The following is a 12334-nucleotide window of genomic DNA, read 5'->3' as shown; positions in this document are numbered from 1 at the left end:
AATCGTTAAAATTAAAGCTGTTAAAATAGTAAGTATTCCCTGGTGCTTCCCTGGTCCTGGCGCAAAAGGAGGCACCACTGCAAGTGCTTGTGCATTTGTAACTGGCGTACCTGTTAAAGCGATGTTTATAGCGTTAGGGACATCTACAACACGCCCGACATTTTCTTTAGTAAGATCAACAGGTATAACCGGTCCAAAATATGTTATGTGGCACAGTATTGTTGCATTATTAAAGGTATCTAAATATATAGCAGGCATTGCTGGCACATCTGCAGTAAAATTATTTACTTCGCCAAGGGTTACAAATGAACCTGGTACATATGCTCCTCCGCCAAAAGCACTACCATCAGCTACTGAGCCACCCCCTACTGTTACGATTCGGTTAGCAATACCAAGGGCACTAACTAGTGCTAGCAAGCATCAATGCCGCAATTGATGTAAACATGCCTTTTTTTATTAAATTTTTTATCGTTGACTTGATATAATATCTCCTAAATTTGGGCTTAATTTTTCTAACTTATGATTTTGTTATACAAACAATATATTACTTTTAATTGAAAAACATTAATTAATACTAAAAATATCTATAAAAAAATGTTTATAAAGAAGTATTTTCTATATAGAAAAGTAACTTATGGTTACTTTTCTTGTTTAAAATAAATTAAACTTTATGTACTCTTTATAGAAATTCGGTAAATCGTATATAAAACTTAAGAAATACAAGGGTAAAACCTATCTATTTTAGCAAAACCGCAAAACTTTATTAATTTTTGTACCTCTTATGTCATTCCTGCGAAAGCAGGAATCCAGTAATCTTTAATGTCATCCCGCAACTTGATTGCGGGACCTCAGGACACAGTCTGTTATACAAGATCGGGGTCAAGTCACAGTATAACAGCAAAAAAGACTGGATTCCCGCTTCCACGGGTATGAACATAAGGACCATACAACAAAGCCACAGGACTAATACAATAACGCTCAGAACCTAACAAAACCATTTTTTCTAGGTAAAATCTATAAATTTTTATATAAACAATTTTATATAAACAAATTGATTTGCTACGAATAATAGAGTATATAGTATAGACATAATTAATTATCGGGGCGTAGCGCAGCCTGGTAGCGCATCTGGTTTGGGACCAGAGGGTCGGGAGTTCGAATCTCTCCGCCCCGACCATAAAAACATAAATTATAATGTCAAAAGACGACCTCATTCAGTTTACAGGTACAGTACTTGAACTTTTACCTAATGCTACTTTCAGAGTAAAGCTTGAGAATGATCATGTAATTATTGCTCATACTTCCGGTAGGATGCGTAAAAATCGTATCAGAATATTACTAGGAGATAAAGTTATGGTAGAAATGACTCCTTATGATTTAACTAAGGGGCGTGTGATTCATCGTCACTAGTCTTTATAAGTATGAAGCAGAACAGAAAAAACCTACCGATTATATTAGCATCAAGCTCTCCTGCAAGAATTGAGTTACTAAACAGAATCAAAATTATCCCTTCACAAATTATTCCGGCAGATATAGACGAAACACCTAATTTGCGTGAATTACCCGCTCCCTTAGCCATAAGACTTGCTTACGAAAAAGCTATAAAAATTGCATCTCAAATAGAGGAATCAGCTATAATTATAGCTGCCGATACCGTAGCGGCAGTAGGTAGAAGAATATTGCCGAAAGCTACTACTTATGAAGAAGTCAAGAATTGTATTAAGATGTTATCCGGGCGTCGTCATCGTGTCTATACCGGTTTATGTATTATCAAAAAAGAGAATGATCAGCTTACAGTTAGACAAAAAATAGTTCAGACTATTGTTAAGTTCAAAAAATTAAGTGATGAAGAGATTAATTTTTATTGTTCTTTGGATGAGGGAATAGATAAAGCCGGCGGATGTAAAATTTCCGGTTATGCAGAAGCTTTTATCTCATTTATTTCCGGCTCATATTCAAATGTTATGGGATTACCTTTATTTGAAACAGTAAATGCTCTAACTTCTTTAGGTTTTAGATGTTCAAGTATCATGCCTGCAAAAATGAATTATTGTCATTCCGCGACTTGATCACGGAATCTAGTTAAAAATACTAAAATTATTAATATAATAATTTGTTTTTCTAGACCCCGTGGTCAAGCCACGGGGTGGCATTAAATGTTTTTGGATTCTTGCGATCCACGCACATAAATTACCTAGCTACTTAATTCCCAAGCTCATCCAAATGACTTCTCTCATAATTTTCATGACGCTCTTGAGCTTCAATACATAATGCAGCAATAGGTCGTGCTTCTAATCTTTTTATACCTATTGGATTGCCTGTTGCTTCACAGTAACCATATTCTCCATTTTTAATACGTGATAATGCTTCTTCTATTTTACTCATTAATTTATAATATCTATTTCTACTACGAAGCTCAAAAGCTCTTTCTGTTTCATGAGTAGCACAATCGTTAAGATCGGATTCTTTTAAATTTGCTTCCTTTAAATGATTTAAAGTCTCTTGAGATTCCTTTAATAAATCCTCTTTCCATCTTAAAAGTTTTTGTCTAAAATATTCTAGGTGATTAGGACACATATATTCTTCATCTTGAGAAGGTTTATATCCCATAGGTAAATTAGGTGTTTCTAGCATATTAATATCTCAATATTAACTTTAATATATTATGTTTATAAGGTTTTTAAAATAATATATATATGAATATTAATATATTTTATTTTTTAATTGGATATACGGTAGTATATACAGCTTCTAAATGCTTTATACTTGTTTTAGTATAGTTTTGTGTAGTAGATAGACTTTTATGACCTAATAGTTCTTGAAGAGAGCGTAAATCTGCACCATACTCAAGCAAATGTGAAGCAAAACTATGTCTAAATGAATGAGCAGTTAAATGCTGCGGTAAACCATAAAAATGCTTTAATTTAATTAATTCACGATTAAATACCGGTGGTTGCAATTTCTTACCCTGCTTTCCTCTAAATATGGGTTCATTATCACCTAACTTATACGGCAATATTTCTAAATATTGGGTAATTAAATTTTTAGCAATCGGTAACCACGGAATTATTCTTTCTTTACTACCTTTACCTATTATTCTTATAAATTCTAGATTTTGTAGATGAAGTTTCGTAATTGATAATGCTTCCGATATACGTAGACCTGAAGCATATATAAGGACAAGTAGGGCTTTATTTCTAAGTTCTACCCACTTAACATTCCCGTATTCTTCAATATGTTCAAGTGATATTACTACATCATCTTCCGATAAAGCTTTTGGTAACAATTTAGTCTTTTTAGGAGATTTTATAGAAAAAATTATATGACTATTTAATTGTGTTGTTTTCTCTAAAAACCTATAAAAATTTTTTACTGCAGATAAACCACGTGAAATTGAAGAAGCGGTAAAATTATCACAGTTACGTTTTGCAAGCCAACTTCGGATTAATCTGATATCTGCGGTTTTAATATGATTTATCGTTACAAGCTCTGAATTATAATAATTCATAAACTCAAGAAAATGCTTAAGGTCATTATTATAAGAAATTACTGTATGATTAGAGTAATTTCTTTGCAAAACGAGGTATTTTTGCCACTTATTTATTAATGCTTGAATTGATGTATCTAACATTTATAAAAACTTAACTATTTTTAATATTATTCTTAATGCTAACAATTATTGACTCATAATTTTATAAATGTGAGCATGAATTGAGGGTTTATGTTTACATATACGTAACCTATAAAACACAAAAAATTTTTTAGGATAATGAATAATGTGAAATAATACACAATTTTTAATGAAATCCTATATGAATCCAGAATTTTATATGAGTTCTATGAAAAATATCCCTAGTGCAGATCTTGCATCTATCACAAATACAATGCAAAGAGCTATGAATATTCTTTTAATAACTAACCAAATTGCTACAGAAAGCATGCAATCTTTGCTTAAGAAAAATTCCGAAATTATACAAAATAATGTTAATACTATTTTGAATACTACTAAAGAAGCAGCAACTTCTAAAGATTTCAAACAAGCTAGTGAATATCATCAAAAATGTTTAAAATCTATTTATATCTTTTAGCTACTAGATTCCTGCTTTCGCAAGAATGACATAGTAGGAATCTCCTCTCAGTTGCTCGTCTTTCTGTTTAACCAATTTTGTAAATAAGATTCTGCTAGCTCCTGATCTTCTATAATAATTACATTTTCAGCATTACGTTTATCGGCAGCAGCCGTGAAATTAAACGAACCGGTTATTACTTTCTTTTTATCAATAATTATAACTTTATTATGAGCGATTCCCGGTACTTTATCTATATCTACATCAATTTTTGCTCGTTGTAATTCATGTAATTTAGAAAATTTTTGCTTTAAATTACTACGATCAAGCAATATTCTAACCTTTACTCCTCGCGCTTGTGCATTAATAAGTGCAGTAGTAATTAACACATCGCTCATACCGTATGCCTGCATATAAATAGATTCTTCAGCTTTATCTATCTGATTGGCTATAAACTTAGTACAACCGGCAGGCGGAGTAAAACATGTACTAACTTTACTTCTTGAAAGCTCTGAAATATTGTAATGCTTTATTTGCATAGCAGATAAAGCTACTGATTTTTGACTTATTAGATTAGTAAAATAATCCGAATTCTGTCCATAAAGACCTAAAGCAATGCCCAAAATAAAGGCAATAGATATTTCTATAAATTTATTATTTTTTCTCTTCATGACTTATTTATATTTTAGGCATTGCATAGATCGGCTTTTCCGTCATTGCGAGGAAAAGTACAAAATAATTGACGAAGCAAAATCTCATGAGATTGCCATGCAGCCTATGGCTGCTCGCAATGAGACGATTTAGTATCCCCACAAACAACACCTACTTCCTTACGTAACTTCCTGGAGCTTCTTCAATAACCTCTAGATTCTGATAATCTAAAGAATCTACTAGCTTATTATCATTATTTTTTATAAGCCAATTAAGCCAATAATTCCACCATGAGCCTTTATATTCCGTAGCTTTCATAAGCCACTCATGACTACTTAAACTTAAGTCGTCATTAAACCGATAATTATATTTAGCACTAGCGGGAGGATTAACTACAACTGCTACATGCCCTGAATCCGTGAGACAAAAAATCTTATGTCCGTTTAATAATTTTACTCCATCATATATTGAACGCCATGGAGCTATATGATCTTCTTTTGCGGCTACGAAAAAAGAGTCACAATTAACTTTTCCAAGATCCATTTTTGTTCAGAGTACCTCTAAATTATTAGACTCTTTTAGCAAGTTATTGCAATATGTATTTTGTAAATATTCCTCATACATTTTTGCCAGCAAATTAGTAGAATCCGCATTCCAATATAGCAAATCAAAAGGCATCGATTTTTTACCGAGTAAGTAATTATTGACAAAAAACGTCCAAATTAAATCATTAGCCCTACGTGAGGATCAAAAAATATGAAACAACGATGCCAATTTTTCAAATTAAACGAGTATACCTTATATCTTTAAACTATTCCACATACTATTAACCTTGTCGATAACTTCCTGACTCATTTCTATTTTTTTACCCCATTTTCTATTTGTCTCAGGGTATATTTTATCAGTTGCATCTATTCCCATTTTACTACCAAGGCCTGACTCAGGAGATGCAAAATCCAAATAATCTATCGGGGAATTATCTATAAAGCTCGTATCACGCCTTGGGTCGCTTCTTGTTGCTATTGCCCAAATTACTTCTTGCCAATTACGAACATCAATATCGTCATCTACAACTATAATAAACTTACTATACATAAAGTGCCGTAAGTAAGACCAAATCCCAAGCATTATTCTTTTAGCATGACCGGGATAGGATTTTTTAATCGATACTACCGCAACTCTATATGAACAACCTTCAGGTGGAAGCCAAAAATCGACTATTTCCGGAAATTGTTGCTGTAATATAGGAATAAAAATTTCATTTAATGCTTCACCTAAGATTGATGGCTCATCAGGCGGTTCTCCTGTATAGGTGCTTAAATATACTGGATTTTTCTTCATCGTTATTGCGGTAACCGTAAATACAGGAAATTCCTCAACATCATTATAATATCCGGTGTGATCCCCAAAAGGACCTTCAGGCAAATACTCCTCTAAACTTACATAGCCTTCCAGAACTATTTCACTATGTGCAGGTACTTTGAGGTCAATAGTTTTGCATTGTACCAACTCTACTTTTTTATTACCGAGTAAACCAGCAAAATTATACTCCGAGATATTCTCAGGTATCGGCATAACTGCTGCCAAAGTTACCGCTGGATTTACCCCGATAACGATAGCAGTAGGAAAAGGTTCTTTTTTTGCTTCTTTCCAACGTTTATGATGCTCTACTCCCCCCCGTAACTTTAACCAACGCATCAATAGCTTATTTTCTGAAATAACCTGCATTCTATATATGCCAAGGTTGTAATTATCGATTTTATCTTTTGTTGGACCTTTAGTAAATACTATACCCCAAGTAATTAAAGGCGAAATATCATCCGGCCAACATCTTTGGATCGGCAATATATTAATATTCGGTTTGTCAATGACGATTTCATGACAAGCTGCTTTTGATACGGTTTTAGGAGACATAGCAAATATACGCTTAGCAAGCGGTAACATTGACAATGTTTCTTTAAAAGATGCAGGTGGTTGCGGCTGTTTAAGGAATGCTAGTAAAACTCCAAGTTCTCTTAATTCTTTGGGTGACTTAAGTTTAAGCCCCATACAAATACGATTTATACTAGCATAAAGATTAGTTAGAACAGGTATGTCGGACTTAATGCCGTCGACTTTTATAACATTTTCAAAAAGTAATGCAGGTCCGCCTTGTGCTAATATTCTTCTACTAATTTCAGTAATTTCTAAGTCAGTTTTAACCTCAAGAGCAATACGCTTTAACTCACCGTTTTTTTCTAAAAATTTTAAAAACTCCTGTAAATCTTTAAAGCTCATAGTTTTTTTTGTTTATAATGTGCGGCTTATTTTATCGTCATTGCGAGCAGCCATAGGCTGCGTGGCAATCTCATTAAATATCCTGAGATTGCTTCGTCAATTACTTCGTAATTTCCTCGCAATGACGATACGGTATGACCTGATGGATTTCGCTACTTACTAAAATTAGCTTTTACCTGCATATCATTCTGAATAATTGTGTAGTTAATTAGCTCGTCAATTACAGAATTTTTAATATTATATATTATATTTTTTTCTGAATTGACATGAATATTTTTAGCTGTTAATTCATCGATACTGCTAGATTTAATATGTGCAAAATATACTTCATCACCTACTTGAAATACAGGCGTATTACTTCCTATTGTAGTATTAAAAATTGATAATAATATTTCAGGAGTTAGTGTTAGATCATTTTCCATTTCGGATCTAATATAGCTTTTTTTGCTTATTTTTATTCCGGTAGCTTTAAACTCTTTTATGTTCTCTTGATCTGAATTATATTCCTTTGCTAAATCCTTGATAATTTTTAAGTTTACATCTGCAATATTCCGCTTTATCCAAGCTTTATTTACCTGCTCTTTAATAGCATCAAATTCAGGTATTTTTGCCGGCTGAATAGATTTTAATTCTACCAATATAAGATAGCTTTTATCCTCTGTTTCTATAGGATAAGATAATTCACCTTCCGAAAGCTCAAAAATACTATCGGCACTTTCAGCAATTATTTTATCTTCAATAAGCTCTGCATAACTGATATAGTTAACGTTTTGTATCGGTAACTTATATTTTTCGGCAATTTCAACTAAGCTAGAACCGGCTGCCGTCTCATCTTCCAGCTTTTTAGCAAACTCCATATTAAGTATGTCGATTTTTTGAGCCTTTAATAAATCATGTAATTGTTTTTGTACCGCTTCAAAACTTTGATCACCGAATTCATCTTTATTTTCATTATAAAATTCTAACAACTCATCTTGAGTAACTGAGACTTTTAAATCCTTAATATTAGCTTTAATATAAGAAAAGCTGCGTTTCTCAGGTACCTCAAAAGTGGTTTTATTATCTTGGTAAAAATCCTTTAATTGCTGATCGGTAGGAGTAGGGATTTGTAAATCTTTCGGTTTATTTTGTAAATCTATTTGTATTAATTCTACTTCTCTTTTTTCAGCCATATAATCTACTATATTGTCAGTCATAGCTTTAGGAACATAGAAACTTTCTATAAAAGTACCAACAAAAATATTTTTTAGAGCTTTTTCTTTGAAGTTTAATAAATATTTTTCTTCATCCATATAAGAATTTCTAAAATAAGTTTTAAAAATTTTTATATTGAAAACACCTTGCTCATTTTTAAAAACCGGTGATTCTTTAACTAAAATTTTAACTGTATCATCACTTAAATCTAAGTCATAATAACTCACTAAATAATCTAAGACATTATTGTAAACAAGCCTTTTTAGGATTCGGTTATCAATATTTAACTGTGCTATTTCTTCATCCGTTAAACTTGTTCCCGTTTGCTTACTTATAACATTAATTTCTAAAGATTTTGCTCTCAAAAAATCTTCCTGGGAGATATTTTTCACATGAGAAAAAGTAACAATATCGCCGCTTCTTCTTCCATTTAATACATCTTTAATACCAAAGCCGACAAAAGCAAAAGCTATCATTGCGAATAAAACCCGCATTATAAAACTATCGGCAGTTTTTCTAATATTATCTAACATAATTTTTTATTTAAGTTTTTATCTTCATTGCAAGGAAATTACGAAGTAAGTGACGAAGCAATCTCAGGATATTTGACGAGATTGCCAAGTTGCTTCGCTCCTCGCAATGACGCTTCTCAAAACTACATTATAAAGCAAAAAAGCCTATATAGTCAAACTATATAGGCTTTTTTTATGATTATAGAACGGTTAATTAAAAATTAACACGAACTTTTACACTACCTTGCTGAACGAAATACTTACTTCCGATATTGGTACCGTAGTTAATCCCGTATTCCATCATTTTATGCTTAGCAGTAACACCGACACCAACATCAAAACTTGTTTTGCTGTGCTTAAAGCTGTTGGTTGGAAGAGGAGCAGTCATACCTTGTAATCTTGCATCAATCGCCGAAACTTTATTCTTGAATGCATAATCGACCATTGCGTAAAGCTCAGGTGTTAGCACTATTTCATTGACATTGATATTACTTGATACTTTAGCACCGAGTAAACCGTCGAAAGTATTATAGTTCTTGCCTTTAACGATAAGATTTTGGTAAGTAGTACCGGTTTCCTTATAGCCCTTATCTTTGATAGTCGAATATCTAAGCCCAGCTAACGGTGTTAAGTTAATGTTCTCAGGCATCATATAGGTATAACCAGCCATTAACTGACCTGTATAGCTTTCGGATTTATACTTACCGTTTGCAGTTTGATAACCGATAGTCTCTAGTGTCGTTGCAATAACACGTCTTGATTTGCTTCTTATCTTATTATCTGAGTAAGATGCTATAGCTTCAACGAAGAGATTTTCATAAGGTACACTATATAAACCGTATAAAGAATAGATGTTGCTCTCTACCTTATTCTTATCGCCCGTTTTATTATTTTTTAGCTTAATGTCAGTATCGGCTCTTGTATATGCAAGTCCGAGTACTAGATCATCGCTAACGAAGCCGTCAAAACCTATAGTGCCACCAGTTGTATCAGACTTATAACCACTTATACTGTTACACATCTTCTGCGTTGCATTACCGACAAACGGGCTTATCCACGCACCAAACTCAGCATCCATATCTTCATCACCAGAAGAAACAGGACCTTTATTCCCTGCTTGTACTTTATCCATTCTAGCATTTAGAGCAGTTATATTACTTGATATATTACCCGCTACAACTTGATTATTAACGGCAGCTATAGTGTCGCTAGGTTTTACAACATCTTGCATGAGATGAGTTGTAGCATCTGCTTCCTGTAGCGGTGTCATTAGACCAAAGTTATTGAAAGCTTGACGTGCATCTGAACCATTGGGAGCATTCTCCATTAACTTAAGCGATTTCTTTATATTTGCAGCATTTGGGATATTTGCAAGCGGTCCATCCGGTGCAAAATCTTTATATATAACATCTGCACCTATATCCTCTGCAAATAACGTTAAAGTCGATGCATCAAAAGTAAAGTCAACAAAACGGTTGTCATTATTAATAGTTATTTTAACATTCTCTTTAGGAGTAGGCTTTAAACCACCTGCTGTTTCTGTAGATATTACCGTATATTTTGTATCTGGGCTTATATTATTCATGTCGAAATTAGTAGCAGTAACAACAAGTGCTAAAGTTGAAACCCCTGATAAATCAAGAGTACTACCTGATTTAATTAAGATATTACCACCTGACTTAGCTGCTCCGTCAAAAGTAGCATTTAAGGTTAGCGTATCGGTAAAGCTACCGGTACCAGTATATGTTACTTGATTTGCACCTAAAGTAAGTGTAGTACCGCTACCTGTTATATTACTATTAAAGGCTAGGCTATTGCCGAAATTAATAGTAGCACTGTTAGCTACAAAGCTGGTAGCCGTTACATTTTTAGCAAAACTAGTGATAGAACCTTTGGCTAAAGTAACCGCACCTGTATTAGTGAATGTATGGGCAAAACTTGTAGTACCGCCAAGTGTCGCGGTACCTTTTGCGTTAACACTGCTTGCAAAACTTGTAGCACCTGCCGTTGTGATATCACCAACCGAATTAGCCGCAGTCCCTACAACACCGCTAACACTACCGCCATTCATGAAGTTTAGCTTCAGAGCCTGACCACCGGTTTTATTTATGCTGCCTGTTAAGTTAAAGTGTGCAGGTAATGTTAAAGTATTTGTACCTGTACCTTGGATTTCGCCGATTTTAACGTTACCGCCTTTGGCAATAGTTACATTTCCTGCACCTACTTTTAACATAGCAATCCCGTTTACTCTATTAAGATTACTTGCACCTAAAACTATTAACGTACCGTTATTAGTACCACCGGTATTTTTGACTGTTCCCGCAACATTTACATTGTTATTTAATGTTACCGTACCGTTTTTTGCATTAAAATCTAAGACACCTCCAATATTACCGGTTTGAGTTAATTGAACAGCATCCTTAAATAAAACTACATTTGCCTTAGTAGCTCCAAGTTCTAATTGACCTGTAATATCAAGCATTATATTTGTTGTATTAAAAGTGGTACCTGCCGTGCCACAATCTCCCGCTCCTTTGAAAACTATAGTTTGTAACTTATGAGCTCCACCAAACGTCTTGCCTCCGGCTATCGTTAATTTTTTTCCTGCAGTTACAGAATTTAATATTACTATACCCTCATCGTCATTATCAGGGTCTATATTCGCACCTAGTGTGATCGTACGGTCGTTTCCTGAACTATTTTGTAATATTAATTGAGCATCCGCATGTGCAAATTGAATATTTCCTGCCGGTATATTTAAATTACCATTATTTGCATCAATCGTATAAGTAGCATCGTTTATTTGTATAGCACCAGCATTAAATGCTGTACTACTAGTAAAATCTGCTTTATCTTTAATAAGCACGTTCTGTATACCTTCTAAATTTACATCGTCAGTTATTGTAACGGCATTACAAATAAATAAAGTGTTAAATTTATTACCGCCTCCATCACCGATATTTCTAGCGGTACCTGCTACATTACTCCCAATATTCAAACCACTAACCCCACCATCAAAGACTACCATACCTTCATTAGCACCGGGAGCTACTAAATCAGCTGCTAATAATATATTATTTACTCCGACTCCGGTTAAGTTAGAAAGTACTAAAGAAGAATCTAGAGCTCTAAAATGAATATCTTGAGCATTTAATATAGTAACATCACCAGCACTTGAATCAATTGCAAAAAGATTACCGGCTCCAATATTGATTTCTGCAACTGTTCCTATAGTTGAATGATATGCCGTAAGTAACTTTGTATTAACATTTAATATAGCATTATTGCCGTTTGCTATAGCTCCTTTAAAATAATACTGGATTGCGTTACCACCACCATCAAGAGGTCCGTTAAACTCTAAAGTACTCCTGGCTCCAAAATCTATATTATTCGCATCTAGACTTCCTCCAGCGTGTAATGTTATACCTGCTCCTACATTCACTGTTGTTAATGCATTTGTATTACCTATATTGCCAGTTACTGTACTATTACCGGTAAACGTTACTATACCATTATTTGCATTACCGGTATTATCTATCGCTCCGGTCACCACTACAGGATTCGTAAATGTCACTGCTGACGCAGCATCTGTTAACTTAGTCGTAGTAGCTTTAATAACCTCTCCCCCTAACG

At 33.7% G+C, this 12334-nt stretch carries 10 protein-coding genes, 1 tRNA gene and 1 pseudogene; 4 read left to right on the top strand and 8 right to left on the bottom strand.

The genetic code is table 11. The annotated features are described in order from the left end of the window. Positions 1 to 175: 175 nt before the first annotated feature. A pseudogene (locus ABVF33_RS00060) lies at positions 176 to 417 on the bottom strand (cell surface protein). Between the two features lie 683 nt (positions 418 to 1100). Here ABVF33_RS00060 and ABVF33_RS00055 point away from each other — a divergent pair. The 3 genes from ABVF33_RS00055 (at position 1101) to ABVF33_RS00045 (ending at position 2069) form a co-directional block, all read left to right on the top strand. Beyond that, positions 1101 to 1177: transfer RNA gene (locus ABVF33_RS00055), tRNA-Pro, on the top strand. Positions 1178 to 1194: 17 nt separating this feature from the next. Then, positions 1195 to 1410: a translation initiation factor IF-1 gene (gene infA, locus ABVF33_RS00050; protein ID WP_010977828.1), complete on the top strand. Its 216-nt coding sequence runs from the start codon at positions 1195 to 1197 to the stop codon at positions 1408 to 1410. Positions 1411 to 1421: 11 nt separating this feature from the next. After that, complete coding sequence (locus ABVF33_RS00045; RefSeq protein ID WP_012151371.1) at positions 1422 to 2069, top strand: Maf family protein; 648 nt, start codon at positions 1422 to 1424, stop codon at positions 2067 to 2069. 133 nt (positions 2070 to 2202) lie between these two features. On the opposite strand, the gene dksA is transcribed toward ABVF33_RS00045, so the two are convergent. Both dksA and ABVF33_RS00035 read right to left on the bottom strand, forming a co-directional pair. Continuing rightward, a complete protein-coding gene (gene dksA / locus ABVF33_RS00040) occupies positions 2203 to 2634 on the bottom strand; it encodes an RNA polymerase-binding protein DksA (protein WP_499705783.1) in 432 nt (143 codons plus the stop codon). 79 nt (positions 2635 to 2713) lie between these two features. Next, the gene (locus tag ABVF33_RS00035; RefSeq protein WP_499705782.1) at positions 2714 to 3631 is read right to left on the bottom strand and encodes a tyrosine recombinase XerC; all 918 of its coding nucleotides are present in this window, start codon (positions 3629 to 3631) and stop codon (positions 2714 to 2716) included. Between the two features lie 181 nt (positions 3632 to 3812). Here ABVF33_RS00035 and ABVF33_RS00030 point away from each other — a divergent pair, with 181 nt between their 5' ends. Then, on the top strand, positions 3813 to 4088 hold the full coding sequence (locus ABVF33_RS00030; protein ID WP_499705781.1) for a phasin family protein: 276 nt from the start codon (positions 3813 to 3815) through the stop codon (positions 4086 to 4088). A 47-nt stretch (positions 4089 to 4135) separates the two neighbouring features. Here the strand turns inward: ABVF33_RS00030 and pld are convergent, their stop codons facing one another. The 5 genes from pld to ABVF33_RS00005 form a co-directional block, all read right to left on the bottom strand. Next, a complete protein-coding gene (gene pld / locus ABVF33_RS00025; protein WP_499705780.1) occupies positions 4136 to 4738 on the bottom strand; it encodes a phospholipase D in 603 nt (200 codons plus the stop codon). 151 nt (positions 4739 to 4889) lie between these two features. Further along, on the bottom strand, positions 4890 to 5261 hold the full coding sequence (locus tag ABVF33_RS00020) for a hypothetical protein (RefSeq protein WP_499706136.1): 372 nt from the start codon (positions 5259 to 5261) through the stop codon (positions 4890 to 4892). 255 nt (positions 5262 to 5516) lie between these two features. Continuing rightward, on the bottom strand, positions 5517 to 6995 hold the full coding sequence (locus tag ABVF33_RS00015) for a UbiD family decarboxylase (RefSeq protein ID WP_499705779.1): 1479 nt from the start codon (positions 6993 to 6995) through the stop codon (positions 5517 to 5519). Between the two features lie 152 nt (positions 6996 to 7147). After that, positions 7148 to 8722 carry a SurA N-terminal domain-containing protein gene (locus ABVF33_RS00010; RefSeq protein WP_499705778.1) on the bottom strand — a complete coding sequence of 525 codons (1575 nt, stop codon included), beginning with the start codon at positions 8720 to 8722 and terminating at the stop codon, positions 7148 to 7150. Positions 8723 to 8915: 193 nt separating this feature from the next. Further along, the coding region (locus ABVF33_RS00005; protein WP_499705777.1) for an autotransporter outer membrane beta-barrel domain-containing protein at positions 8916 to 12334 on the bottom strand (3419 nt) is incomplete at its 5' end.

Origin of the sequence: Candidatus Rickettsia barbarica (assembly GCF_041477405.1) — a bacterium.
Lineage (GTDB): Bacteria > Pseudomonadota > Alphaproteobacteria > Rickettsiales > Rickettsiaceae > Rickettsia > Rickettsia rickettsii.
The sequence above is the reverse complement of the archived record's forward strand: the minus strand, read 5'-3'. Positions and strand labels throughout refer to the sequence as shown.

Bases quoted from the DNA above. Each gene is read 5' to 3' on its own strand.
- infA (WP_010977828.1), top strand. From the start codon at position 1,195: ATGTCAAAAGACGACCTCATTCAGTTTACAGGTACAGTACTTGAACTT.
- ABVF33_RS00045 (WP_012151371.1), top strand. From the start codon at position 1,422: ATGAAGCAGAACAGAAAAAACCTACCGATTATATTAGCATCAAGCTCT.
- dksA (WP_499705783.1), bottom strand. From the start codon at position 2,634: ATGCTAGAAACACCTAATTTACCTATGGGATATAAACCTTCTCAAGAT.
- ABVF33_RS00035 (WP_499705782.1), bottom strand. From the start codon at position 3,631: ATGTTAGATACATCAATTCAAGCATTAATAAATAAGTGGCAAAAATAC.
- ABVF33_RS00030 (WP_499705781.1), top strand. From the start codon at position 3,813: ATGAATCCAGAATTTTATATGAGTTCTATGAAAAATATCCCTAGTGCA.
- pld (WP_499705780.1), bottom strand. From the start codon at position 4,738: ATGAAGAGAAAAAATAATAAATTTATAGAAATATCTATTGCCTTTATT.
- ABVF33_RS00020 (WP_499706136.1), bottom strand. From the start codon at position 5,261: ATGGATCTTGGAAAAGTTAATTGTGACTCTTTTTTCGTAGCCGCAAAA.
- ABVF33_RS00015 (WP_499705779.1), bottom strand. From the start codon at position 6,995: ATGAGCTTTAAAGATTTACAGGAGTTTTTAAAATTTTTAGAAAAAAAC.
- ABVF33_RS00010 (WP_499705778.1), bottom strand. From the start codon at position 8,722: ATGTTAGATAATATTAGAAAAACTGCCGATAGTTTTATAATGCGGGTT.